This window comes from Arthrobacter sp. NPDC080086, from assembly GCF_040702285.1.
Genome location: NZ_JBFBKP010000008.1, coordinates 57222 through 80739, shown reverse-complemented (window position 1 = coordinate 80739; position 23518 = coordinate 57222). Strand labels below are relative to the sequence as shown.

23 protein-coding genes and 1 riboswitch are annotated in these 23518 nt (G+C 69.7%); of the genes, 11 read left to right on the top strand and 12 right to left on the bottom strand.

Features of this window, described 5'->3' with window-relative positions; all coding sequences use genetic code 11:
* Window positions 1–12: 12 nt before the first annotated feature.
* The 5 genes from AB0305_RS05305 to AB0305_RS05285 form a co-directional block, all read right to left on the bottom strand.
* Window positions 13–885, bottom strand: a complete 873-nt coding sequence (locus AB0305_RS05305) for a MetQ/NlpA family ABC transporter substrate-binding protein (protein ID WP_364136384.1) — start codon at window positions 883–885, stop codon at window positions 13–15.
* Window positions 886–910: 25 nt separating this feature from the next.
* Window positions 911–2347: an NtaA/DmoA family FMN-dependent monooxygenase gene (locus AB0305_RS05300; protein ID WP_364136382.1), complete on the bottom strand. Its 1437-nt coding sequence runs from the start codon at window positions 2345–2347 to the stop codon at window positions 911–913.
* A 36-nt stretch (window positions 2348–2383) separates the two neighbouring features.
* Window positions 2384–3049 (bottom strand): methionine ABC transporter permease, encoded by a 666-nt coding sequence (locus tag AB0305_RS05295; protein WP_364136380.1) that lies wholly within the window; start codon window positions 3047–3049, stop codon window positions 2384–2386.
* On the bottom strand, window positions 3042–3854 hold the full coding sequence (locus AB0305_RS05290) for an ATP-binding cassette domain-containing protein (RefSeq protein ID WP_364136378.1): 813 nt from the start codon (window positions 3852–3854) through the stop codon (window positions 3042–3044). Before AB0305_RS05290 ends, AB0305_RS05295 begins: the two co-directional genes overlap by 8 nt.
* A gap of 139 nt (window positions 3855–3993) precedes the next feature.
* Window positions 3994–4083, bottom strand: a riboswitch (SAM riboswitch).
* Between the two features lie 75 nt (window positions 4084–4158).
* Entirely contained in the window at window positions 4159–4584 is a 426-nt protein-coding gene (locus tag AB0305_RS05285) for a CoA-binding protein (RefSeq protein ID WP_364136376.1), read from the bottom strand.
* A 339-nt stretch (window positions 4585–4923) separates the two neighbouring features.
* On the opposite strand from AB0305_RS05285, the gene AB0305_RS05280 reads away from it, so the two are divergent.
* The 7 genes from AB0305_RS05280 to AB0305_RS05250 all read left to right on the top strand — a co-directional run bounded on the left by AB0305_RS05280 (window position 4924) and on the right by AB0305_RS05250 (window position 12965).
* Window positions 4924–5757 carry an ABC transporter ATP-binding protein gene (locus tag AB0305_RS05280; protein ID WP_364136374.1) on the top strand — a complete coding sequence of 278 codons (834 nt, stop codon included), beginning with the start codon at window positions 4924–4926 and terminating at the stop codon, window positions 5755–5757.
* 175 nt (window positions 5758–5932) lie between these two features.
* A complete protein-coding gene (locus AB0305_RS05275; RefSeq protein WP_364136372.1) occupies window positions 5933–6985 on the top strand; it encodes an aliphatic sulfonate ABC transporter substrate-binding protein in 1053 nt (350 codons plus the stop codon).
* Entirely contained in the window at window positions 6985–7896 is a 912-nt protein-coding gene (locus AB0305_RS05270; protein WP_364136370.1) for an ABC transporter permease, read from the top strand. Before AB0305_RS05275 ends, AB0305_RS05270 begins: the two co-directional genes overlap by 1 nt.
* A gap of 56 nt (window positions 7897–7952) precedes the next feature.
* A complete protein-coding gene (gene acs / locus AB0305_RS05265) occupies window positions 7953–9920 on the top strand; it encodes an acetate--CoA ligase (RefSeq protein ID WP_356902891.1) in 1968 nt (655 codons plus the stop codon).
* 8 nt (window positions 9921–9928) lie between these two features.
* Window positions 9929–11113 carry a dimethylsulfone monooxygenase SfnG gene (gene sfnG, locus AB0305_RS05260; RefSeq protein WP_364136368.1) on the top strand — a complete coding sequence of 395 codons (1185 nt, stop codon included), beginning with the start codon at window positions 9929–9931 and terminating at the stop codon, window positions 11111–11113.
* Window positions 11113–12471, top strand: coding sequence for an O-acetylhomoserine aminocarboxypropyltransferase/cysteine synthase family protein (locus tag AB0305_RS05255; RefSeq protein WP_364136366.1), 1359 nt, complete (start codon window positions 11113–11115; stop codon window positions 12469–12471). Before sfnG ends, AB0305_RS05255 begins: the two co-directional genes overlap by 1 nt.
* The gene (locus AB0305_RS05250; protein ID WP_290256769.1) at window positions 12471–12965 is read left to right on the top strand and encodes a CoA-binding protein; all 495 of its coding nucleotides are present in this window, start codon (window positions 12471–12473) and stop codon (window positions 12963–12965) included. The genes AB0305_RS05255 and AB0305_RS05250 overlap by 1 nt, the downstream gene beginning before the upstream one ends.
* Window positions 12966–12972: 7 nt before the next feature.
* Here the strand turns inward: AB0305_RS05250 and AB0305_RS05245 are convergent, their stop codons facing one another.
* From AB0305_RS05245 to AB0305_RS05230, 4 genes are all read right to left on the bottom strand, one after another.
* Entirely contained in the window at window positions 12973–13719 is a 747-nt protein-coding gene (locus AB0305_RS05245) for a hypothetical protein (RefSeq protein WP_364136364.1), read from the bottom strand.
* Complete coding sequence (locus tag AB0305_RS05240) at window positions 13716–14264, bottom strand: RNA polymerase sigma factor (protein ID WP_364136362.1); 549 nt, start codon at window positions 14262–14264, stop codon at window positions 13716–13718. The genes AB0305_RS05245 and AB0305_RS05240 overlap by 4 nt, the downstream gene beginning before the upstream one ends.
* Before the next feature lie 90 nt (window positions 14265–14354).
* Window positions 14355–14822 (bottom strand): hypothetical protein, encoded by a 468-nt coding sequence (locus tag AB0305_RS05235; RefSeq protein WP_364136360.1) that lies wholly within the window; start codon window positions 14820–14822, stop codon window positions 14355–14357.
* A 430-nt stretch (window positions 14823–15252) separates the two neighbouring features.
* Window positions 15253–16542: an adenylosuccinate synthase gene (locus AB0305_RS05230; protein ID WP_364136358.1), complete on the bottom strand. Its 1290-nt coding sequence runs from the start codon at window positions 16540–16542 to the stop codon at window positions 15253–15255.
* Between the two features lie 364 nt (window positions 16543–16906).
* Here AB0305_RS05230 and AB0305_RS05225 point away from each other — a divergent pair, with 364 nt between their 5' ends.
* Together AB0305_RS05225 and AB0305_RS05220 are read left to right on the top strand one after the other, a co-directional pair.
* Window positions 16907–18127: a cobalamin-independent methionine synthase II family protein gene (locus AB0305_RS05225; RefSeq protein ID WP_364136356.1), complete on the top strand. Its 1221-nt coding sequence runs from the start codon at window positions 16907–16909 to the stop codon at window positions 18125–18127.
* 160 nt (window positions 18128–18287) lie between these two features.
* Window positions 18288–18917 (top strand): uracil-DNA glycosylase, encoded by a 630-nt coding sequence (locus AB0305_RS05220; protein ID WP_364136354.1) that lies wholly within the window; start codon window positions 18288–18290, stop codon window positions 18915–18917.
* A 147-nt stretch (window positions 18918–19064) separates the two neighbouring features.
* Here the strand turns inward: AB0305_RS05220 and AB0305_RS05215 are convergent, their stop codons facing one another.
* Both AB0305_RS05215 and fbaA read right to left on the bottom strand, forming a co-directional pair.
* On the bottom strand, window positions 19065–19490 hold the full coding sequence (locus tag AB0305_RS05215; RefSeq protein ID WP_364136352.1) for a DUF3151 domain-containing protein: 426 nt from the start codon (window positions 19488–19490) through the stop codon (window positions 19065–19067).
* Between the two features lie 2 nt (window positions 19491–19492).
* Entirely contained in the window at window positions 19493–20512 is a 1020-nt protein-coding gene (gene fbaA, locus AB0305_RS05210) for a class II fructose-bisphosphate aldolase (protein WP_290256778.1), read from the bottom strand.
* Window positions 20513–20672: 160 nt separating this feature from the next.
* On the opposite strand from fbaA, the gene nagA reads away from it, so the two are divergent.
* Window positions 20673–21914 (top strand): N-acetylglucosamine-6-phosphate deacetylase, encoded by a 1242-nt coding sequence (gene nagA / locus AB0305_RS05205; protein WP_364136350.1) that lies wholly within the window; start codon window positions 20673–20675, stop codon window positions 21912–21914.
* A 21-nt stretch (window positions 21915–21935) separates the two neighbouring features.
* On the opposite strand, the gene AB0305_RS05200 is transcribed toward nagA, so the two are convergent.
* Complete coding sequence (locus AB0305_RS05200; RefSeq protein ID WP_364136348.1) at window positions 21936–22598, bottom strand: TrmH family RNA methyltransferase; 663 nt, start codon at window positions 22596–22598, stop codon at window positions 21936–21938.
* 52 nt (window positions 22599–22650) lie between these two features.
* Here AB0305_RS05200 and AB0305_RS05195 point away from each other — a divergent pair, with 52 nt between their 5' ends.
* On the top strand, window positions 22651–23514 hold the full coding sequence (locus AB0305_RS05195; protein WP_290256781.1) for an HAD-IIA family hydrolase: 864 nt from the start codon (window positions 22651–22653) through the stop codon (window positions 23512–23514).
* Window positions 23515–23518 lie beyond the last annotated feature (4 nt).

Genomic DNA, 23518 nt, shown 5'->3' with positions numbered 1-23518 from the left:
TCCCCGGGCCGGCTAGAGTTTCGCCGCGTCGGCGGCCGGGTCCTGATCCCACGGCGTGGGCAGGATTCCGTTCTGGTAGCCGGCGAACCAGGCCTTGACCTCGGGCGACTGGTAGGCCTCCTTCAGCGCGGCCGCCTTCTCGGTGCCGGCGAACTCGGGCCGCCCGGCAACGACGATCCGGAAGGGGACCTGGTTGGCGTCGGGCTCGAAGGCCAGCGCGTCGGCCCGGGTGTGCTTGGCGTCGGCCGCCATCCGGGCGATCAGGAAGCCGGCGTCGACGTCCGGGAGGGTCTTGGCCAGGGACTGCTGGTCCACTTCCACAAACTGCAGCTTCTTCGGGTTGGCGGTGATGTTCTTCTGCGAGGTGTGGATGACGGTGGCGTCGGAGAGCTCCAGCAGCCCGGCGTCGCGGAGCATGAACAGGGCGCGGCCGTTGTTGGCCGGGTCCACGGGGATGCCGATCTTGGCCCCGTCGGGGAGCTCGCTGAGGGACTTGTACTTGTCCGACCAGATCCCGCCGGGCGCGCTGTAGACGTAGAACAGGCCGACGTTGGAGAGGCCCTTGTCCTGGTTGAACTGCTTCAGGTAGGCATTGTGCTGGAAGAAGTTGGCGTCGAATTCACCGTTCGCCACCGCCAGGTTGGGCTGGATGATGTCCGTGACGTAGGTGGGCTCCAGCGTCCAGCCCTTGGCCTCGAGGAGCTTCTTAGCGATCTTCGTTGGCTCCTGGTACGGCGCGGACTCGGTGACGATGATCTTGATGGTCTTCCCGCCCGAGGCGGCGTTGGCGCCGCCGGGGTTGACCAGGCCGCAGCCGGTGAGGGCCGTGGCGGACGCGGCGCCGGCTCCGGCAAGGGCGAACTTGAGGAAATTTCTGCGGTGCATGGCGGGTGTCCTTTGTCGTGGGGGGTTAGACGCCGACGGCGGCGGGAGTGTTTTCGGCGGCCGCGGAGAACGCTGTGAAGGCGCCGCGGAAGGCGGCGGCGGGGTGCCGGCCGTTGAGTCGGGGGCCGTCACCGAAGAGCTTTTCGCGCAGGGTTCCCGGCGCGTAGCCGGTCTGGGCGAGGCCGCGGTCCCGCAGTTCGGGCAGCACCCCGGTGATGAAATCGGTGTAGGACCCCGGGATGGTCTGGTTGATGATGTTGATCCCGTCGATGCCGGCGTCCTGCCACTCTTCGAGCCGGTCCGCGATCTGTTCCGGTGTTCCCACCACCCGGTTGGCCCGGCTGCGGTACAGCGCGATGTCTCGGAGCGTCGGGTTGCCGCCGCGGGTGGAGGCCCGGATGGCCTCCAGGTGTCCCTGGCTGCCCTCGGTCTGGATGTCACCCAGCGGGGTGTCCAGCGGCAGCCCGCCCAGGTCGACGCCGAATCCGCCGCCGACGTGGGCCAGCAGGGCCTCGATGTCCAGGCTGTCCTCCAGCTCGGCCGCCTTCCGGGCCGCCTCGGCTTCGGTGCCGCCCACCACGAAGTGCATGCCCTGGAGGAACTTCACGTCCTCGGGACGACGGCCGGCGGCCACCGCCTGCTCGCGAACGGCGGCCGTGTAGGCGCCCGCGATCGCGGTGCTGGGCGCCAGGGTGAAGGTCGCCTCCGCGTTGGCGGCGCAGAACTGCTGGCCGCGGCCGGAGCTGCCGGCCTGGAAGAGCACCGGGGTGCGCTGCGGCGACGGCGCCACGAGGTGCGGCCCGTCGATGGAGTAGCGGGGCCCGCTGTGGTAGATCTTGCTGACCTTTTCGGGGTCCGCGTGGAGGCCGCCCTCCTTGTCCCGGACCAGGGCGTCGTCCGCCCAGGAGCCCTCCCACAGCTTGTAGGCCGCCTCGACGTATTCGTCCGCCCAGTCGTAGCGCTCGTCATGTTTGGTCAGCTCGGTGGAGTTGAAGTTCCGGTGCGAGTTTTCCAGCACGCTGGTGACGATGTTCCAGCCCACCCGGCCGTTGCTGATGTGGTCCAGGGTGGACATCTGCCGGGCGAACTGGAAGGGGTGGCTCTGGATCACGGAGGAGGTGGCGGCCAAGCCGATCTCCCGGGTGGCGGCGGCCAGGGCCGAAAGCAGGATCAGCGGGTCGTTGGAGGGAACCTGCAGGCCCTTCCTCAGGTGGGAGGCCCAGCCGCCGTCGTAGTCGCCGTAGAGGCCCACGACGTCGGCGAAGAAGATCGCGTCGAATTTCGCGTCCTCCAGCTGCCGGGCCAGGTCGGTCCAGAGCTGCAGTTCGTTGAAGCGGTGCTGCTGGGCCTCGGGGCGGCGCCATTGGCCGCCCATGATGTGGCTGGTGGTGTTCATGACGAACGCGCTGAGGAGCAGGCGGGGGCGGGGTCCGTCGAAGCGGGGGCTGGCTGGTGAAGTCATGGTTCTGCTTTCCGAAGTGGGGTGCCGGGGCCGCGGTCAGAGCCGCTTGTCGAGGCGGCGGGCCAGGCGGGAGCCGCCGAACTGGACGAGGGTGACCAGCAGGATCATCAGGATGATCGCGGTGATCATCAGCGGGGTTTCGTAGCGGTAGTAGCCGTAGCGGATGGCGAAGTCGCCGATCCCGCCGCCGCCCACCAGCCCGGCCATTGCCGAGTAGGAGATGAAGCTGACGGTCATGATGGTGATGGAGCTGACCAGTCCCGGCCGGGCCTCCACCAGCAGCACGTCCCGGACGATCTGGGACCGGCTGGCTCCCATCGAACGGGCGGCCTCCACCACCCCGCTGCCGAGTTGGCTGAGGTTCTGTTCCACGAAGCGGGCGAAGTACGGGATGGCGTTGATGCTCAGCGGGACGATCACCGCGGCCGTGCCGATGGTGGTGCCCACGATGAAGCGGGTCACCGGGATGATGGCGATCAGCAGGATCAGGAACGGGAAGGACCGGACCAGGTTGACCAGGCCGTCCAGGACCCGGTGGAGCCGGGGCCGGTGCCGCAGCCCGCCGGGGCCGATCGTGTAGAGCCAGACGCCCAGCGGCGTGCCGATCAGGACGGCCAGCGGGATCGCGACCAGCAGCATGGCCAGGGTCTGGCCCATGGCGGCGCCGATTTCGGGCAGGACCGAGAGGATGCGCTCAAGCATGGATCAGGCCTTTCGGGGCGGGGCCGGCCGGGGCGGCTGCCCGGTGGGGCCGGTTCAGCTCGATGGCGTCGGAGACCAGGTACCGCCCGATCGAGGTGGCGGGGTGGAAGCCGGGGCGTTCGAGCTCGGCCAGGTCGAATTGCTCGACGATCCGGCCGTCCTCCATGACCGCGACGTTGTCCGCGATGGCCTTGATGACGTTCATTTCGTGCGTGACCACCACGATCGTGATGCCGAATTCGGCGTTGACGTCAGCGAGGTACTGCAGCACGGAGGCGGTGGTCCGGGGGTCCACGGCCGACGTCGGTTCGTCGCAGAGCAGGACCTTCGGCTCCGTGGCCAGCGCCCGGGCGATGGCCACCCGCTGCTTCTGGCCGCCGGAGAGCTTCGCGGGGTAGCTGGCGGCCTTGTCCGCGAGGTCCACGATGGCCAGGGCGTCGGCCGCCCGGCGCCGGCGTTCGGCCTTCCCCACCCCGGCGAACTTCAGTGAGAGCTCCACGTTCTCCTGCGCGGTGAGGTTGTTGAGCAGGTTGAAGTGCTGGAAGATCATGCCGATTCCGTGCCGGCTGCTGCGCAGTTCCGGCTCGCTTAGGGCGGTCAGGTCCACGCCGTCGACCAGGACCCGGCCCGAAGTGGGGCGTTCGAGCAGGTTGATGTTGCGCAGCAGCGTGGATTTGCCGGCGCCGGAGAACCCGATGATGCCTTGGATCCGGCCGCGCTCCACGGTGAGGGTGACGTCGTCGACGGCGGTGAACCGGCCGTCCTTCGACGGGAACGAGGTGCTGACGTTCTGGATCTCGATCACAGCAGACCGCCCGCGATCCGGGCCGGCGCTGCCGTCGTTGTGGTGTTCATGATTCCTCCGGGGCTCGCCCGAGGAAAGCCTCATCCCCCGGCGCCGGGGCAGCGCAAAGCGCGGCCTCTCGGGTCCGTGGAACAGTGGTTCTCCATCGGTCCTGGCGGTAGCACCGTCCTCATCGAGGGGGTTGCTGCGGCGTCACGGAGCCAGGTCTCTCAGCCGCTCGGGATGGTTACCCCACGAATCTGGCACACGCCCGGCCGAGGTGAAAGCGGCGCGTCACACGCCGTAAAGCTCCCGTCAGTCCCGGTTAAAGGCCCAGGAGCGGCGCTTCCCTGGCCGGGCAGGCGTTCATGACGACGTCCAGCCCGGCGGCCTTGGCGCGTTCGGCCGCGGCCTCGTCGATGACGCCCAGCTGCAGCCAGACGGCGCCGGCGCCGGCGGCAATCGCCTGGTCCACCACGTCGCCGACGCGTCCGGAGTTCACGAAGCAATCCACGACGTCGATGGGCCGCTTCTCCGCCGGGATTTCCGCCAGCGAGCGGTAGCCGGCCTCTCCGTGCACGTCGTCGCCGGGCAGGTTGACCGGGATGATGTCCATGCCCAGGCGGTCGCGGATGAACAGCGACGTGTCGTAGGCAGCACGCCATTGGTTGGTGCTCAGGCCCACGATGGCCCACCGGCCCTTGGTGCGCAGGAGGCGTTCGACGACGGCGGGATCGTTCACGTGGCTCATGCGGCCAGCCTACGTCCGCCGGCAGCGGCCCCGCAGTAGGGAATCCCACCCCGGGCACTGTGCCGAATTTCTAATCGGGCCAGACACCTCACGTCCGCAGGTTTCCGAATATTACGCGCCCATTTGGCGAAAATCCGCCGTTCGGTTTTAGTAGACAGTGACCATCCCGAGCGGCCGAGAGACCTGGATCGATGACGCCGCAGCAACCCTGGTCGACGGACCTCCACCCCGGAGCCCGCCGATAACGAGGACGCACGCCGAGGGAAGGGTCCGGACTGACTACCCGGGCCAAAGGCTGCTTCCGTAGGGTGCTACTGCCAGGACCGATGGAGTAACCCTATGACTGCTGTCCTGCACCCGTCCCAGCCCCGGGCCGACGCCCGGCCCGGCTCCGGCACCCCCGCCCTCCCGGTGTCCTTCCGCGGCCTGGGCCGCGCCTTCGGGACCGGCCCCGCCGCGCACACCGTCCTCCGGGATGTCAGCTTCGACGTTGTCCCCGGCGAGGTGCTCGCCATCCTGGGCGCCTCCGGCTGCGGCAAGTCCACCCTGCTCCGGGCCGCCGCCGGACTCGACGCCGCCACCTCCGGCAGCGTCGCCATAGACGGCGAACCGGTCCGCGGCGTCGACGACCGCTGCGCCTTCGCGTTCCAGGAGCCGCGGCTGCTGCCCTGGCATACCCTCCAGGCGAACATCGCCATCGGCCTGCCCGCCGGCGTCAGCGCCCGCGACGGCAAGGCCAAAGTGGCCCGCCTGTTGGAACTCGTGGGACTGCAGGACTTCGCCAAACACCGCCCCCGGGAGGTCTCCGGCGGCATGGCCCAGCGCGCGTCGCTGGCCCGTGCCCTGGCCCGGAACCCCGGCGTGCTGCTCCTCGACGAGCCCTTCGGCGCCCTCGACGCACTGACCCGGATCAAGATGCAGGACCTGCTCCTGGAGGTCCACCGCGCCGAACCCACCACGGTGCTGCTGGTGACGCACGACGTCGACGAGGCCCTGCAACTGGCGGACCGCATCATCGTCCTCGGCCGGGAGGACACCGAATCGTCCCCGGCCGGCGCCACGATCGTGCGCACCCTCGCCGTCCCCGGCGGACGGCCACGGGACCGCGCCTCGGCCGAACTGGCCCGAATGCGCACCTCGCTCCTGGCCAGCCTCGGCGTCGACGGCCACTAACGGCCCCGCCCCCGCCGCCCCGGTCACGGCCTGAACGGTCCGTCCGCTCCCGGCAGGCAGCGCCGCCGGTACCACAGCACCGGACCGGCGAGCCGCCCGCTCCCCGCGCCGGCGGCCACCCGCATCACTCTCCTGTCTCTTTCGCATCGCTCGCACCGCCCGTAAAGGAACTTCCATGGCTCCCACCCGCACCACGTCCCGCCGTTTCGTCCTCACCGCCGTCGCCGCCTCCGCGGCCCTGGCCCTCACCGGGTGCGTCGCCGGGGAAGGCTCCGGCAGCCAGCCCGCAGCCGCCGCGGCCGCCGGCGGCAACGGCGGCGGCACGCTGACCATCGACTTCGCCACCTACAACCCGCTGAGCCTAGTGATCAAGAAGAAGGGCTGGCTGGAGGCCGCCCTTAAGGACCAGGGCGTCACCGTCAAGTGGGTCCAGTCGGCCGGCTCCAACAAGGCCAACGAGGCACTCCGTTCCGGCGCGGTGGACGTCGGCTCCACCGCCGGTTCGGCCGCGCTCCTGGCCAAGGCCAACGGCTCCCCGATCAAGACCATCGACATCTTCTCCCAGCCCGAATGGGCCGCCCTGGTCACCAAGCCCGGCTCCGGCATCAGCACGGTGGCGGACCTGAAGGGCAAGTCGGTCGCGGCCACCAAGGGCACGGACCCGTACTTCTTCCTGCTGCAGGCGCTGTCCGAGGCCGGCCTCTCGCCCAAGGACGTCACCGTGCAGAACCTGCAGCACGCGGACGGCCGCACCGCCCTGGAGAACGGATCCGTGGACGCCTGGTCCGGGCTGGACCCGATCATGGCCGGCGCCGAGCAGAAGGGCGCCAAGCTCTTCTACCGGAACCTCTCGTTCAACACCTACGGCTTCCTCAACGCCACCGAGTCCTTCCTCAAGGACCGGCCGCAGCAGGCGCAGACCGTGGTGAACGCCTACGAGAAGGCCCGCGCCTGGGCGGCCGCGAACCCGGACGAGACCGCGCAGATCCTGGCCGAGGCCGCCGGCCTGGACCTGGCCGTGGCCAAGACCGTGGTGCTGCAGCGCAGCAACCTCAACGTCAACCCGGCGCCGGGCGAAGCCCAGCGCACGGTCCTCGCGAAGATCGGTCCCACCTTCGTGGAGACCGGGGACGTGGCGAGCCAGAAGCAGATCGACGACGCCGTCGGCTCGCTTCTCGATGACTCGCTGGTGAAGAAGGCGGACGCCTCCGCCATCAAGGACTCCTGATGGCCGGCCTCGGAGATTCCCCCTTCACCGGCACCACCGTTGCGGACGGGCGCGCTGCAGCCGCCCCCGCAGCTCCGGCAGACGCCGCCCGGCCGGCCTCCCCCGTCACGGGAGGACACGGCACCCCGGCGAACGGATGGTCCCCCGCCGGGTTCCTGGCCCGCGGCTGGGCGCGTCTGCTCCTTGGACTGCTGGTCCCCGCGGCGGTGCTGGCGGCCTGGCAGCTGTCCACCGCCGCGGGACTCTTCAGCGTGGTCCAGCTCCCGCCGCCGGCCATGGTGTTCGACGCCGGCCTCGACCTGCTCCGCCGCGGGCAGCTGGGCCTGCACGTCGCCATCTCCACCCAGCGGGTGCTGATCGGATTCGCCGCCGGCGCCGCCCTGGGTCTGCTCCTCGGCTCCCTGGTGGGGCTCTCCCGCGTGGCGGACGCCCTGCTGGGCCCCACCATCGGCGCGCTGCGGGCCGTTCCGTCCCTGGCCTGGGTGCCGCTGCTGATCCTCTGGATGAAGATCGGCGAGGATTCCAAGGTCACCCTGATCATGATCGGCGCGTTCTTCCCCGTCTTCACCACCGTTTCGCTGGCCTTGCGCCACGTGGACCGGAACCTGGTGGAGGCCGCCCGAGCCTTCGGGCTCAAGGGCGTGAAGCTGCTGACCACGGTGCAGTTGCCCGCCGTCGTGCCCGCCGTGTTCTCCGGTCTGCGGCTGGCCCTGGCGCAGGCGTGGCTGTTCCTCGTGGCGGCCGAGCTCATCGCCTCCTCGATGGGCCTGGGCTTCCTGCTGACCGACTCGCAGAACAACGGCCGCACGGACCGGCTGCTGCTGGCCATCGTGCTGCTGGCCGTGATCGGCAAGATCACCGACGCGCTGCTCGGCCTGGCCGAGAAGTGGGCGGTGAACCGGTGGGCGTAACGGCAGCAGAGACCACGGCACAGACCCCGGGCCCCCAGACCCTGGGCCAAGGCACCGTGGCACCACAGACACAGGCTCCGTTGACCGAGGCCGAACGCATCGCATTCTGGGAACAGGCCGCGCTGCGCCTGGACTGGGAACCCGCCGGGTCCGCTGGTGCGGGGCTGCCCTGGCACACCACGCACCGCCGCGTCCCCGCGGACCCGGCGGCCGGAACCGGTCCGCAGATCAGCTGGTTCGAGGGCGGGAAGCTCAACGTCGCCTACAACTGCGTCGACCGCCATGTAGCGGCGGGACGCGGTGACACCGTGGCGCTGTATTTCGAGGGCGAACCGGGCGACCGGCGCACCCTCACCTACGCGGACCTGCAACGCGAAGTATCCCGGGCCGCCAACGCCCTGCTGGACCTCGGCATCACCAAGGGCGACCGCGTGGTAATCTACCTCCCGGTGATCCCCGAAACGGTCATCATCACCCTGGCCGTGGCCCGCATCGGCGCCATCCACTCCCTGGTGTTCGGCGGGTTCTCCGCCGACGCGCTGAAGTTCCGGGTGGAGGACACCGGCGCGAAGCTGCTGGTCACCACGGACGGGCAGTTCCGCCGCGGCGCCGCGGTGCCGGTGAAGGCCAATGCAGACGCCGCCGTCGCCGGGGACAACGCCGTCGAACACGTCCTGGTGGTCAACCGGACCACCGCGCCGGAGGACCTTGGCACCGTCCCGATGGTCCCGGGCCGGGACGTGTGGTGGCACGACGCCGTCGGGCGCGCCTCCGACGTCCACGTCGCCGAGGCGTTCGACGCCGAGACGCCGCTGTTCATCATGTACACCTCCGGCACCACCGGAAAGCCCAAGGGCCTGGTCCACACCTCCGGCGGCTACCTGACCCAGGCGTCGTGGAGCTTCGAGCACCTCTTCAGCAACCCGGACCCGGCGCTCCGGGACCGGGACGTCCACTGGTGCACCGCGGACCTCGCCTGGGTCACCGCGCACACCTACGAGCTGTACGGCCCGCTCTCCAACGGCGCCACCCAGGTGATCTTCGAGGGCACGCCAAACACCCCGCACCCGGGCCGGCACTTCGAGATCATCGAACGCTACGGCGTCACGCAGTACTACACCGCACCCACCCTGGTGCGCTCGCTGATGGGCTGGTTCCCGGATGGCATCCCCGCCTCGTTCGACCTGTCCTCCATCCGGCTGCTCGGCACCGTGGGCGAGGCCGTGAACCCGGAGGCCTGGCGCTGGTTCCGGGACAACGTCGGAGCCGGCACCGCGCCAGTGGTGGATACCTGGTGGCAGTCCGAGACCGGCGCCACCATCCTCTCCCCCGCCCCGACCGACACCGCATTCAAGCCCGGTTGCGCCGCCCGGCCGCTGCCCGGCGTCGGCGCCCGGATCGTGGACGAGGCCGGGGCCCCGGTACCGCCCGGGGTGCAGGGCTTCATCGTGGTGGACGCCCCCGGCCCGGCGATCGCCCGCACCGTCTGGGGCAACCCGCGGCGCTACTACGACTCCTACTGGCGCCAGTACGCGGAACAGGGCTGGTTCCTCGCCGGCGACGGCGCCAAATACGACGACGACGGCGACATCTGGATCCTGGGCAGGGTGGATGACACCCTCAACGTCTCCGGGCACCTGCTCTCCACCATCGAGATCGAATCGGCACTGGTCTCGCACCCGGACGTGGTGGAGGCCGGCGTCTGCCCGGTCCCCGACCCCAAAACCGGCCACGCGGTGGTCGCGTTCGTCGTCCCCAAGGGCGGCGACGCCGGCCGGGCCCCGTCCACCGAGGAACTGCGCAACCACGTCGCGAAGGCGATTGGGCCGATCGCGAAACCGCGCGACGTCGTCGTGGTCCCGGACGTGCCGAAGACCCGCAGCGGCAAGATCATGCGACGGCTGCTGACCCAGCTGTTCGAGGGCACCGAACTCGGCGACACCACGTCGCTGCAGAACGAACCTTCGATCGCCGGCATTCAGCAGGCCCTCCGCGAACGCAGCACAGAACCAACCCGGAAGTAAGGAACACCATGACCGAGAACAGCACCGTCGCCCGTCTCTCCGAACCGCTCAAGTTCGCCTACTGGGTCCCCAACGTCTCCGGTGGCTTGGTGGTCTCCACCATCGAACAGCGCACCGGCTGGGACTTCGACTACAACAAGAAGCTGGCCCGCATCGCCGAGGATTCCGGTTTCGAGTACGCCCTGACCCAGACCCGCTACGCCGCCTCCTACGGCGCGGACAAGCAGCACGAGGCCACCTCGTTCAGCCTGGGCCTGCTGGCCGCCACCGAGCGGCTGAAGGTGATCGCCGCCGTCCACCCCGGCATGTGGCACCCGGGCGTGCTGGCGAAGTACCTGATCACCGCGGACCACATCTCCAACGGCCGCGCCGCCGTGAACATCGTTTCCGGCTGGCTCAAGGCCGAGTTCGAAAACTTCGGCCTCGAGTGGCTGGAGCACGACGAGCGCTACGTCCGCACCGAGGAGTTCATCCGGGTGCTCCGCGGCCTGCTGACGGAGAAGAACTTCAGCCAGGCCGGCAAGTACTACAACATCACCGACTTCACCCTGCAGCCGGGCCCGGTGGACGTCCCGGGCCGCGCGCACCCGGAGATCTTCTTCGGCGGCAACTCCACCGCGGCACAGGCCACGGCCGGCCGCGTGGCGGACTGGTACTTCTCCAACGGCAAGGACCTGGAGGGCTTCAAGGAGAACATCGCCGGCGTCGTTGCGGCCGCCGGCGAAGTCCGGCGCGGGACCGAAGGCGCCCTCGACTTCCCGAGGTTTGGCCTGAACGGCTTCGTGATCGCCCGCGACTCCGAGAAGGAGGCCCGCGAGACCCTCCGCGAGATCGTCGCGAAAGCGCACAAACCCGCCGTCGAGGGCTTCCGCGACGCCGTCCAGGAGGCCGGGGCGTCCACCAGGGACGGCAAGGGCATGTGGGCGGACTCCAGCTTCGAGGACCTGATCCAGTACAACGACGGCTTCAAGACCCAGCTGATCGGCACCCCCGAGCAGATCGCGGAACGGATCGTCGAGTACAAGAAGATCGGGGTGAACCTGCTCCTGACCTGCTACCTGCACTTCCAGGAGGAGGTGGCCGCGTTCGGCAAGGACATCCTGCCGATCGTGCGCGAGCTCGAGGCCGACCTGGCCCGCAAGCACGGCACCGAACTTTCCACCCCTGCCACCAAGATTGAGGTGAACGCGTAATGGCCGACCGTACCTTCGGATTCCGCACCCGCGCCCTGCACGCCGGCGGCACTCCCGACGCCGAACACGGCGCCCGGGCCGTGCCGATCTACCAGACCACGTCCTTTGTCTTCAAGGACACCCAGGACGCGGCCAACCTCTTCGCGCTGCAGAAGTACGGCAACATCTACTCCCGGATCGGCAACCCCACGGTGGCCGCGTTCGAGGAGCGCGTCGCCTCCCTGGAGGGCGGCATCGGCGCCGTCGCCACGTCCTCGGGCATGGCCGCGGAGTTCGTCACCTTCGCCGCGCTCACCCAGGCCGGGGACCACCTCGTGGCCTCCTCCCAGCTCTACGGCGGCACCGTGACCCAGCTGGACGTCACGCTCCGCCGCTTCGGCGTGGACACCACCTTCGTCCCCGGCACGGACCCGGCGGACTACGCCGCGGCCATCCGGGAGAACACCAAGGCGATCTTCGTCGAGGTCGTTGCCAACCCCTCCTCCGAGGTCCAGGACCTGGCCGGGCTGGCGAAGGTGGCGCACGACGCCGGCATTCCACTCGTCGTCGACGCCACCCTGAGCACCCCGTACCTGGTGCGGCCGATCGAGCACGGCGCGGACATCGTGATCCACTCCGCCACCAAGTTCCTCGGCGGCCACGGCACCACCCTGGGCGGCGTCGTCGTCGAAAGCGGCCGCTTCAACTGGGGCAACGGCAAGTTCCCCACCATGACCGAGCCGGTGGCCTCCTACGGCAACGTCTCCTGGTGGGGGAACTTCGGCGAATACGGGTTCCTCACCAAGCTGCGCTGCGAGCAGCTGCGCGACATCGGCCCGGCCCTGTCACCGCAGTCCGCGTTCCAGCTGCTGCAGGGCATCGAGACGCTCCCGCAGCGGCTGGACGAGCACCTCAAGAACGCCCAGGCCGTGGCCGAATGGCTCGAAGCCGACGAGCGGGTGGCGTACGTGAACTACTCCGGCCTGCCCTCGCACCCGCACTTCGAACGTGCCCGCACCTACCTGCCACTGGGCCCGGGGTCGGTGTTCTCGTTCGGCGTTAAGGGCGGCCGGGCCGCGGGGCAGAAGTTCATCGAGGCCCTGCAGCTGGCCTCGCACCTGGCCAATGTGGGCGACTCCCGGACCCTCGTGATCCACCCGGGCTCCACCACCCACCAGCAGCTCAGCCCGGAGCAGCTCGAATCCGCGGGCGTGCCGGAGGACCTGGTCCGGATCTCGGTGGGCCTGGAAGACATCGAGGACATCCTCTGGGACCTGGACCAGGCCCTGGCCGCGGCGTCGGAGGCCCCGGCCGACGGTGCATCAGGGGAAGCCCAGCACGAACTGCCCGCCGAAGCGTGCACGATTGGAGCGAACTGATGACTGAAGAAACCCGCACCTGGACCGGACCGTCCGCGCCGGAGCGGCTGAACCTGCTCCGGCAGGCGAAGTCCATCGCGATTGTGGGCGCCTCGGACAAGCCGTCCCGGGCCAGCTACTTCGTGGCGACGTACCTGCAGTCCTCCACCCGGTACAAGGTCTACTTCGTGAACCCGGTGGTGAAGGAGATCCTGGGCCAGCCGAGCTACGCGTCGCTGGCGGACCTGCCGGAGAGCCCGGACATTGTGGATGTGTTCCGCAAGCACGATGACCTGCCGGGGGTGCTGGACGAGGCGATCGCCGCGGGCGCCAAGACGCTCTGGCTGCAGTTAGGGTCCTGGCACGAAGACGTGGCCAAGGAGGCCGAGGCGGCCGGGCTGAACGTGGTGATGGACCGGTGCGTGAAGATCGAGCACGCGCGCTTCCACGGCGGCCTGCATCTGGCCGGCTTCGACACCGGAGTCATCTCCTCGAAGCGGCAGGTCCTGGCCTAAGCCGGGATCAGCGCTGCCCCGTCCCGTCCGGAACCTCGGGGATGGCCGGGACGGTGGGCAGCGGGCTGACCGGGATGCCCCGGCCGTCGGCGCCGGGGACCACGGGCGTAACCGGCCGCTGCGGCGGGGTCGGCAGCACGCCGGTCCGGCCGACGTCGCGGCCGAGGCCCGGCTGCGTGGCCGAAGTGCTGGGCCGGACCGGTTCGGGGACCGCGCCCGGGGCCGTTGCCTGAAGGGTCGGTGCCGTCACCGTGCCGGCCGGCGCGGGGGCCGGTGCCGGAAGCGCCGGCAGGTCCGACGGCGACGGGCGGACCGAGGACGGAGCGGGGGCCGGGGCATTGCCGGCGGGCTGGAAAATACTGCCCACGGTGTGGCCGACGCTGTCGCGGAAGTCCTGACTGGCGGCAGCCACGGCACCCGCACCGAGGGTCATGGCACCGACGACGGCGCCGCCCACCAAAGCCATCCGGCGCCGGTTTCCCCGGCTGCGGCGGTGTGCCGCCAGGCTGGCAACGCCCGCGGGGAGCGGGGGCTCCTCGACGGAGGAGGCGGATTCTTCGGAAGAGGCGGCTGCTGCGGGGGCGCCGGCGGCGAGCAGGGCCGCGAGGTCGGCCCGCGGGGCGGGGGCCTGGTCCGGGACCAGGGCCTGGAGGTTTTCCAGGGCGCCGCGGAGTTCGGCGGCAGATTCCAGGCCGGCATCACGGAGCACCGCCTGGATGCTGCCATCCTGCTGGGGTTTGCGGGTGCCGGTCATGATGCTGCGTGGTCCTTTTCTGTTACCAGTTCGCGCAGGGCACTGAGCCCGCGCCGCTGAAGCTGTTTGATGGCACCCGGGCTCTTGCCCATGATGCTGGCCACCTCGTCGATGGCGAGGTCCGCGACGATCCGCAGGACCAGGACTTCCCGTTGCTCCTCGTTGAGCAGGGAGAGTGTGTGGGTCAGGCCCCCGAGCGATCCGAGTGCCTCGTCCTCCGCGGAGACCGTGTGCCGGTCATCCGTCAGGGGGTCGTAAGGGGTGTGGTGCGGGGCCCGCTCCGAGCGGCGGTAGTGGTCCACCAGGCGGGCGTGGGCCACGGAGAAGATAAAGGTCCGCAGCCCCTTGTGGCCGCCGGTGACGCCGCCGAGCCGGGGCAGGATGTCCACGAACACGTCCTGGGTGAGGGCCTCGGCATCGTCGACGCCCTTGGCCCGGAAGTAGCCCAGCACTGCCGGGGACATCACGGTGTAAACGGCGCTGAATCCTGACGGGTCGCCAGCCAAGGCGGCTGACAGTTCGTCATCGCTCAGCTGGTCTGCCAAGAGGCTTTCCTTCCGTTTACTGCTGTGGGGTGCGGCCCCCAAGATCTTAGCGGCCGCACCCCGTCACCTCCGAAAGGAGATGGGCAGTGCTTACTTCTTCACCTGCGGGACATCCACCGACGGGACGGCCGGGACGGCCGGGGTAGCCGGGAGGTCCTTGGCACCCGGGACGGCCGGGGTGGCCACGGTGACGCCGGCGTGAGCCTGGGCCTCTGCGGCGCCCTTGGCGTTGGCGGCGCCGTCGACGGTTACGCCGTCCTTGTCGGCGGAGACGGAGCCCTCGGCGGACTCGTCGGCACCCTTGACGGAGGCGTCGCCCTTGGCGGCACCGTCAACGGCGGGAGCAGACGGCACAGCCGGAACGGCCGGGGTAGCCGGAACGGCGGGCAGCGACGGGGTCGCCGGAACGGCCGGGGTGGCGGGCGTAGCGTTGCTCACTTCAGCCTGCTGGGTGTTCGAGACCTGGGCCGCGTTGGCCAGGCCGATTCCGGAGAAGCCTCCGACCGCGAGAATGGCGGCGCCGACAGCAATCTTGGTGGTCTTGCTAACACTCTTCATGAAAATTACATCCTTTGGTTGTGGAGGGCCGGCGGCGCCCGATGGGGGCGGGCGCCCGCCGGCTCTTACAGTGGGGATCCCGTCGGCACCTGATGGGGGCAGGTGCCCGTCGGATCCTTCCGGCGAAGCCCGCGGCGCCCGATGGGGGCGGGTGCCGTGCGGTAGCTTCGCGGCCGCGCCGCGGAACGTGGTTGGGGTCCAGGTCCCATGCGGCGCTTACATAGGGGTAATCGCCGGGAGGGCCGAAAAGGTTACGGGGATCCGGAAAATTCTTTTGTTTCTTTTTCCCAGGACCGTTCCGCCCCGGATTGCCGCGATTTTTCTGGAGGTTTCCGGGGTTGCCCCGGGGTTAAACGGCGACGGCGGCGCCCCACCGTTCCGGGTGGGACGCCGCCGTCGGGCGCTCGAAGGGCGTTAGCCCTTAATCAGGTCAGTCGTTGATCAGATCGTTGACCACGATCGTCTGGTCGCGGTCCGGGCCGACGCCGATCGCGGAGAACCGGGTACCCGAGAGCTTCTCGAGCGCCAGCACGTAGTTGCGGGCGTTCTCCGGCAGGTCGTCCAGGGTGCGGGCGCCGGTGATGTCCTCGGTCCAGCCGTCGAAGTACTCGAAGATCGGCTTCGCGTGGTGGAACTCGGTCTGGGTCATCGGCATCTCATCGTGCCGGACGCCGTCGACGTCGTAGGCCACGCAGACCGGGATCTGCTCGATGCCGGTGAGCACGTCCAGCTTGGTGACGAAGTAGTCGGTGAAGCCGTTGACGCGGGAGGCGTGCCGGGCCAGCACGGCGTCGTACCAGCCGCAGCGGCGCGGGCGGCCGGTGTTGACGCCGAACTCACCGCCGGTCTTCTGCAGGTAGACGCCCATCTCGTCGAACAGCTCGGTGGGGAACGGTCCGGCGCCGACGCGCGTGGTGTACGCCTTGATGATGCCGATCGAGCGGGAAATCCGGGTGGGGCCGATGCCCGAGCCCACGGACGCGCCGCCGGCGGTCGGGTTGGAGGAGGTCACGAACGGGTAGGTCCCGTGGTCGACGTCGAGGAACGTGGCCTGGCCGCCCTCCATGAGGACCACCTTGCCCTCGTCCAGCGCCGTGTTCAGCAGGAAGGTGCTGTCTACGACCAAGGGGCGGAGGCGCTCGGCGAAGGAGAGGAAGTAGTCCACGATCTCGTCCACCTCGATGTCGCGGCGGTTGTAGACCTTGACCAGCAGTTCGTTCTTCTGCCGCAGCGAGCCCTCGACCTTCTGGCGCAGGATGGACTCGTCGAAGACGTCCTGGACGCGGATGCCGAGGCGGGCCACCTTGTCCATGTAGGCCGGGCCGATGCCGCGGCCGGTGGTGCCGATGGCGCGGCTGCCGAGGAACCGCTCGGTGACCTTGTCCAGCACCTGGTGGTAGGGCGCCACGAGGTGGGCGTTGGCGGAGACGCGCAGCCGGGACGTGTCCGCGCCGCGGGCCTCGAGCCCGTCGATCTCCTGGAACAGCGCCTCGAGGTTCACCACGCAGCCGTTGCCGATTACCGGGATGGCGTTGGGGCTGAGGATGCCGGCAGGAAGGAGCTTCAGCTCGTACTTCTCACCGCCTACGACGACGGTATGGCCGGCGTTGTTGCCGCCGTTGGGCTTGACGACGTAGTCGACACGGCCGCCGAGAAGGTCGGTGGCTTTACCTTTGCCCTCGTCGCCCCACTGGGCTCCGACGATCACGATTGCTGGCATGGGATCCTCCCCCATTCGTTCGGGCCGCGCTTCGGTCCACCAGGTGGTTCCGCAGTCCGGCACCGTTCATGAGAATGCCCCGGCTCTACCGCTGCGGGCAGTCAGGGGCTCTTACCACCCAAGTTTAGCCGACGACGGAGCCGGCGGCGCGTTTTCGGCCGCCACCACGGGCCCGTGACACATTATGGGCACAACTTGCGGGTGGCGCCCGGGTGGAATGTAGTGGGAGTGACCATCCCGAGCGGCCGAGGGACCTGGACCGTTGACGCCGCAGCAACCCCGCCGGACCCGGACAGCCCCCTAGGGCGGCTGCCGCGGCCGGCCACGGTGCTACCGCCAGGACCGATGGAAAGGAAAACGAGCCATGACCCCTACCTCCGCCCAGAACACCGACCACATCCGCGTCACCCACGCCGGGTCCTTGCCCCGCACCCCGGAACTGATCGCCGCGAACGAGTCCAAGGAAAAGGACGGGATCACCCCCGAGTTCCTGGACCTGCTGGAAACCTCGGTCAAGGACGTGGTGCAGCGCCAAAGCGATCTGGGCATCGACATCGCCAACGACGGCGAGTACGGCCACACCATGTCCAGCTCCGTGGACTACGGCGCCTGGTGGAACTACTCCTTCTCGCGCCTCGGCGGCCTGGAACCGACCAATGTGGACCGCTGGGCCGACGCCCAGGTGCACCGCTCCTCGCCTGGCCACATCGTCCTGACGTCCTTCCCGGACCGCCGGGACCGGCAGAAGTTCAACGAGGCCTACAACGACCCGTCCTCGGGCATCCTCTCGCACCGCAAGTCCGTGACCCAGCCCAAGATCGCCGGGCCGCTGACCTACACGGGCCAGGACCTGGTGGCCTCCGACGTCGCCAACCTCAAGACCGGCCTTGCCGCGGCGGGCCTGACGGAGGGCTTCGTCGCTTCCCTCTCCCCCGGGTCCTGCGCCCGGGTGGCCAACGAGTATTACCAGAGCGACGAGGAACTGCTCTACGCCTGCGCGGACGCCATGCGCGAGGAGTACAAGGCCATCATCGACGCCGGCCTGACCGTCCAGCTGGACGACCCGTCGCTGGCCGAGAGCTGGGACCAGATCAACCCCGAGCCCAGCCTGGAGGACTACCTGAAGTTCATCCAGCTCCGGGTGGAGGCCACCAACTGGGCGCTCCGGGACCTGCCGCAGGAGCAGATCCGGCTGCACGTCTGCTGGGGTTCCTGGCACGGCCCGCACACCACGGACATCCCGTTCCAGGACATCATCGGCTCGGTGCTGCAGGTCAACGCCGGCGCGTACTCCTTCGAGGCTGCCAATGTCCGGCACGAGCACGAGTGGCGGGTCTGGGAAGACACCAAGCTTCCCGAGGGCAAGTCGATCATCCCCGGCGTCGTCTCCCACGCCACCAACGTCGTCGAGCACCCGGACCTGGTGGCGGACCGGATCGTGCGGTTCGCCGAACTGGTGGGCCGCGAGAACGTGATTGCCTCCACGGACTGTGGCCTCGGCGGCCGCGTCCACCCGCAGATCGCCTTCGCCAAGCTTGAGGCGCTGGGCGAGGGAGCACGGCGGGCCACCAAGCGACTTTGGTGACCGGCGGCCGGCCGGCGGGATCTTGGTAGACTGGTAACGGCCGGACAAGTTTCCGGCCCACACCACATTTCCACACCACATCGGCCGCGGCGCGCCTTCCTTTGGCGCGCCCGCGGCCGGTCTGGCGGCGTTACCAATCCCGCAGGAGACCCAGCACCACATGACAGCCCTGGCCACTGAAAATTTCCGCGAACAGCTCTTTAACCGCCGCTACGAGGCCAATGTCGCCCCGGTCAACGAGCTGTGCGACGCCCTCCAGACCGCCAAGGCCGGCACCACCGTCCCCTACGTCGATCCCGCCCACGACGTGGACGAATGCCGCATCGTGAGCCTGTTCTCCAACATCGGCACCGCGGACCCGTCCGGGTTCATCACCGCCGGCGATTCCGACGCCGCCACCCGCCTGCTGGGCATCCAGTGGAAGCTGGGCCTGCGCCCCGAGTTCGTGATGCCGTGGAATGTCCACCCGTGGCACGTCGAGGGCGAGCCCAACGGCAAATTCACCCCGGACCAGATCGCCGCCGGACTCAAGCCGCTGCTGAAGTTCCTGGCCCTGGTCCCCCGCGCCTCCGTGATCGTCGCCCACGGCACCGAGGCCAACCGGCTGGCCAACCTGCTGCTGAAGACCGAGGTGCCGATGATCTGGCGCCGCGGCCTGAAGACCTACAAGGTGCGTTCGCTCAGCGGCCGCGCCTTCGCCGGCACCCCTGCACGGCAGGAGCAGTACCTTGAGGACATGCGCGTTGCCTACGCGGACGCGATGGCCCGCACCGGCCTGGCGAAGGCCTGATCGTCCCCACCCGCTCCCTAACCTCGCAAGCTCGGCCAGGGAACCCTGCGGGCGTGGGCCCAGCTTAAACCGCGACGGCGGGTGTCCACCTTTCGGTGGGCACCCGCCGTCGTCGTCTGGTCCCGGGTCAGCCGGGGCGGCGCAGGGTCAGCCGCGCGCCTCGATGGCGGCCTTGGCCGTGGGATCGGACTCGGCCAGGAACTTCTCGATCCGCTCCGGCTCCTCGGCCTCACCGATCGCTGCGGAGGCCCGGCCGAGCGAGTACAGCGCCCGCAGGAAGCCCTGGTTCGGCTCGTGCTCCCACGGAATCGGGCCGGCGCCGCGCCAGCCGTTGCGCCGGAGGGCGTCCAGGCCGCGGTGGTAGCCGACGCGGGAGTAGGCGTAGGAATCGATGGTCCGACCCTCTTTCCACGCTTCCTCGGCCAGCACGGCCCAGAGCAGCGAGGACGTCGGGTGCTTCTCCACCAGGTCCAGGGCCTCGTGCCCGGCCTCCAGGCCCGCGGTGACCTCGGTCTCGGCGGGCAGGAGGGTGGGTTCGGGGCCCAGCAGGTTCTTCCGGAATTCGTCCGACACGGTTAGAACGTCTTGCCGGTGGAGCCGAGCTGCTGGGCGGCTTCGACCACGCGGGCGGCCAGGCCGGCCTCGGCGGAGGCGCCCCAGACGCGCGGGTCGTACATCTTCTTGTTGCCGACCTCGCCGTCGATCTTCAGGACGCCGTCGTAGTTGCGGAACATGTGGTCCACCACCGGGCGGGTGTAGGCGTACTGGGTGTCGGTGTCGATGTTCATCTTGATCACGCCGTAGGAGACCGCGTCGGCGATTTCCTTCTCGGAGGAGCCGGAGCCGCCGTGGAAGACCAGGTCGAACGGGTTGGCCTTGCCGATCTTGGCGCCCACCTGCTCCTGGATGTCCTTGAGGATCTCCGGGCGCAGCTTCACGCCGCCGGGCTTGTACACGCCGTGCACGTTGCCGAAGGTCAGGGCGGTGATGTAGCGGCCGTTCTCGCCGGCGCCGAGGGCGTCGATCGTGGCGAGGGCGTCCTCAACCGTGGTGTAGAGCTTGTCGTTGATGGCGTTCTCGACGCCGTCCTCCTCGCCGCCGACCGTGCCGATCTCGACCTCGAGGATCATCTTGGCGGCCGCGGTGCGGGCCAGCAGGTCACGGGCGATCTTGAGGTTCTCCTGCAGGGTTTCGGCGGAGCCGTCCCACATGTGGGAGTTGAAGAGCGGGTTGCGGCCGGCCTTGACCTCGGCCTCGGAGGCGGCCAGCAGCGGCAGGACGAAGCCGTCCAGCTTGTCCTTGGGGCAGTGGTCCGTGTGCAGGGCGATGTTGACGCCGTAGTTCTTGGCCACCTCGCGGGCGAACGCGGCGAAGCCCAGGGAGCCGGCCACCATGTCCTTGGTGGAGGCGCCGGACCAGTAGGCGGCACCGCCGGTGGAGACCTGGACGATGCCGTCGGACTCGGCCTCGGCGAAGCCGCGGAGGGCGGCGTTCAGGGTCTGGGAGGAGGTCACGTTGACGGCGGGGAAAGCGAAACCGCCCGTCTTCGCGCGGTCGATCATCTCGGAGTAAATCTCTGGGGTTGCAATGGGCATGCTGACTCCTTAGGTGAGTTTCGTCTGCGGGCTGGGCTGACCCCTGGGGTGAACCTCGTCGGCTACGCACCATCCTAGCCATTCCCGCCGGACGGCAGTGGTTCCGCTCACTCCCGGCTGTAACACTGCCCCGGACCGGAGCGGATAGGGTGGCAGCATCATGCCCGGTCAGCCCACCCGCATCATCCACTCGGCCCGCCTCGTCTCCGGCGGGTCCATCACCGCTGACGCCTGGGTGGCGTTCGCCGGGACCGCGGTCGCGGCCGTCGGGTCCGGGGACGGTTGGCGGGAGCTGGTGCCGAAGGCCGGCTGCGCCCTTGCCGACAACGGGGCCGGGGACGGTCTTGATGCTCCGGGCGCCGGGTGCGCCGTCACGGACGCGGCCGGCCGCTGGCTGGTGCCGGGTTTCATCGACCTGCACTGCCACGGCGGGGGCGGCGCCGCGTTCGACGCCGGGGCTGGCGACGGCGGGGCGGCCGCGATCGGCCGGGCCCTGGCCACCCACCACCGGCACGGCACCACCCGGCTGGTCCTCTCCCTCGTCACCGCAGCCAGGCCGGACCTGGAAGCCCGGCTCGTCGCGGTCGCCGACGCGGCCGAAACAGACCCGCTTATCCTGGGCGCCCACCTGGAGGGACCCTTCCTCGCCGACAAATTCCGCGGCGCCCACGACCCCGCCCTGCTCCGCGCCCCGGACCCGGAGGACGTCGCTGCGCTGCTGGCGGCGGGACGCGGCACGCTCCGGCAGTGGACCCTCGCCCCGGAACTTCCCGGCGCCATGGCGGCCCTCCGCACCCTGGTGGACGCCGGCGTCGCGGTCGCCGTCGGGCACACCGCCGCCGGGTACGACGCCGCCCTCGCCGCGTTCGACGCCGGCGCTTCCATCCTCACGCACGCCTTCAACGCGATGCCGGGGCTGCACCACCGCGAGCCCGGGCCCGTTGCCGCGGCGTTCCGCTCCCCCGGCGTGACCCTTGAGGTGATCAATGACGGCGTCCACGTCCACCCGGAGATGGTGCGGCTGGCCTTCACCGGAGCCCCCGGCCGGGTGGCGCTGGTCAGCGACGCGATGGCCGCCGCCGGCGCCGCGGACGGTAGCTACCGGCTGGGCACGCTGCCCGTCACGGTGCGCGGCGGCGTGGCGCGACTGGCCGGGACCGGGGACGCGGAGGGCCGCATCGCCGGGTCCACCCTGACGCTTGACGAGGCCCTGCGCCGGGCGGTGCGGGACGCGGGCATCCCGCTGACCGATGCGGTGACGGCGCTGACCGGGACGCCGGCTCGGGCGATCGGCCGGGGCACGGACCTGGGGCTGCTGGCGCCGGGGTACCAGGCGGACGCGGTCCTGCTGGATGAGGACCTGGCCGTCACGGCGGTGTTCGCCGCGGGCCGGCCGATCTAAAGAACGGTCCTTACTGCCGGCCTAGCCGGGGAGCTGGTTGAAGACGTGCCGGCGGATCCAGGCGTGCATCGCGATCGCGGCGGCCGAGGCGGCGTTGATGGAGCGGGTGGAGCCGAATTGCTCGATGGAGAGGGTGTCCACCGCGGCGGCGTGCACCTCGGGGGTCAGGCCGGGACCTTCCTGGCCGAACACCAGCACGCAGTCTCGCGGGAGTTCGTAGGTCTCCAGCGGCACCGAGTCCGGGAAGATGTCGATCCCGATGATCGCGAGGCCCTCCCCCTGCGCCCACGCCACGAAGTCCTCCACCGTGGGGTGGTGGCGGACGTGCTGGTAGCGGTCGGTGACCATGGCGCCGCGCCGGTTCCACCGCCGTCGTCCGATGATGTGCACCTCCTTGGCCAAGAAGGCGTTCGCCGTCCGGACCACGGTGCCGATGTTCATGTCGTGCTGCCAGTTTTCGATGGCGATGTGGAAGTTGTGGCGCCGCGAGTCCAGCTCTGCGACGATCGCCTCGTGCTTCCAGTACCGGTACTTGTCCAGGACGTTGCGGCGGTCCCCGTCGGCCAGCAGGTCCGGGTCCCAGTGGTCCCCCTCGGGCAGCGGCCCGCTCCAGGGCCCGACGCCGATCTCCGGTTCCTGCCCGGGTTCAGGCTCTGCTGCTGGCGTTACTTCTGGCTGGGTCACTTCTCAACATTAGACTGGGAGCAGTAGCGGAACACTATCGGCGGAGGGCACCATGGCGGAGCAGTCAGAGCACCACTCAGAGCAGCGGCAGGACGCGGACGAGACCCGTTCCACCGCGTCGGTGTACCGCAGCGGCCAGGACATCGAGTGCTGGCTGACGGACATGGACGGCGTGCTGGTGCACGAGAACCAGCCCATCCCCGGCGCGGCCGAACTGATCCAGCGCTGGGTGGACACCTCCCGGCGCTTCCTGGTGCTGACCAACAACTCGATCTTCACTCCGCGCGACCTCGCCGCCCGGCTGCGCAGCTCCGGCCTGGAGATCCCCGAGGAGAACATCTGGACCTCGGCGCTGGCCACGGCCCAGTTCCTCAAGGACCAGGTCCGCGGCTCCGACTCCGGCAACCGCGCCTACACGATCGGCGAGGCGGGCCTGACGACGGCGCTGCACGAGGCGGGCTTCATCCTCACCGACCAGGATCCGGACTTCGTGGTGCTCGGCGAGACCCGCACCTATTCCTTCGAGGCCATCACCATGGCCATCCGGCTGATCCTGGGCGGGGCACGGTTCATCGCCACCAACCCGGACGCCACCGGCCCCTCCAAGGACGGCCCCATGCCGGCCACCGGGGCGATCGCCGCCCTGATCACCAAGGCCACCGGCCGGGAACCCTACATTGTCGGCAAGCCGAACCCCATGATGTTCCGATCCGCGATGAACCAGATCGACGCCCACTCGGAGACCACGGCCATGATCGGGGACCGGATGGACACGGACATCATCGCCGGCATGGAGGCGGGCCTGCACACGGTGCTGGTGCTCAGCGGCATCACCCACAAGGACGACATCGCCGCCTACCCGTTCCGGCCCAACCAGATCCTGAACTCGGTGGCGGACCTCAAGAACCAGATCTAGGCCG

Excerpts from the sequence above, each read along its gene's own strand:
- AB0305_RS05305 (WP_364136384.1), bottom strand. The coding sequence starts at position 885 with ATGCACCGCAGAAATTTCCTCAAGTTCGCCCTTGCCGGAGCCGGCGCC.
- AB0305_RS05300 (WP_364136382.1), bottom strand. The coding sequence starts at position 2,347 with ATGACTTCACCAGCCAGCCCCCGCTTCGACGGACCCCGCCCCCGCCTG.
- AB0305_RS05295 (WP_364136380.1), bottom strand. The coding sequence starts at position 3,049 with ATGCTTGAGCGCATCCTCTCGGTCCTGCCCGAAATCGGCGCCGCCATG.
- AB0305_RS05285 (WP_364136376.1), bottom strand. The coding sequence starts at position 4,584 with ATGAGCCACGTGAACGATCCCGCCGTCGTCGAACGCCTCCTGCGCACC.
- AB0305_RS05280 (WP_364136374.1), top strand. The coding sequence starts at position 4,924 with ATGACTGCTGTCCTGCACCCGTCCCAGCCCCGGGCCGACGCCCGGCCC.
- AB0305_RS05275 (WP_364136372.1), top strand. The coding sequence starts at position 5,933 with ATGGCTCCCACCCGCACCACGTCCCGCCGTTTCGTCCTCACCGCCGTC.
- AB0305_RS05270 (WP_364136370.1), top strand. The coding sequence starts at position 6,985 with ATGGCCGGCCTCGGAGATTCCCCCTTCACCGGCACCACCGTTGCGGAC.
- sfnG (WP_364136368.1), top strand. The coding sequence starts at position 9,929 with ATGACCGAGAACAGCACCGTCGCCCGTCTCTCCGAACCGCTCAAGTTC.
- AB0305_RS05255 (WP_364136366.1), top strand. The coding sequence starts at position 11,113 with ATGGCCGACCGTACCTTCGGATTCCGCACCCGCGCCCTGCACGCCGGC.
- AB0305_RS05250 (WP_290256769.1), top strand. The coding sequence starts at position 12,471 with ATGACTGAAGAAACCCGCACCTGGACCGGACCGTCCGCGCCGGAGCGG.
- AB0305_RS05245 (WP_364136364.1), bottom strand. The coding sequence starts at position 13,719 with ATGACCGGCACCCGCAAACCCCAGCAGGATGGCAGCATCCAGGCGGTG.
- AB0305_RS05235 (WP_364136360.1), bottom strand. The coding sequence starts at position 14,822 with ATGAAGAGTGTTAGCAAGACCACCAAGATTGCTGTCGGCGCCGCCATT.
- AB0305_RS05230 (WP_364136358.1), bottom strand. The coding sequence starts at position 16,542 with ATGCCAGCAATCGTGATCGTCGGAGCCCAGTGGGGCGACGAGGGCAAA.
- AB0305_RS05225 (WP_364136356.1), top strand. The coding sequence starts at position 16,907 with ATGACCCCTACCTCCGCCCAGAACACCGACCACATCCGCGTCACCCAC.
- AB0305_RS05220 (WP_364136354.1), top strand. The coding sequence starts at position 18,288 with ATGACAGCCCTGGCCACTGAAAATTTCCGCGAACAGCTCTTTAACCGC.
- fbaA (WP_290256778.1), bottom strand. The coding sequence starts at position 20,512 with ATGCCCATTGCAACCCCAGAGATTTACTCCGAGATGATCGACCGCGCG.
- nagA (WP_364136350.1), top strand. The coding sequence starts at position 20,673 with ATGCCCGGTCAGCCCACCCGCATCATCCACTCGGCCCGCCTCGTCTCC.
- AB0305_RS05195 (WP_290256781.1), top strand. The coding sequence starts at position 22,651 with ATGGCGGAGCAGTCAGAGCACCACTCAGAGCAGCGGCAGGACGCGGAC.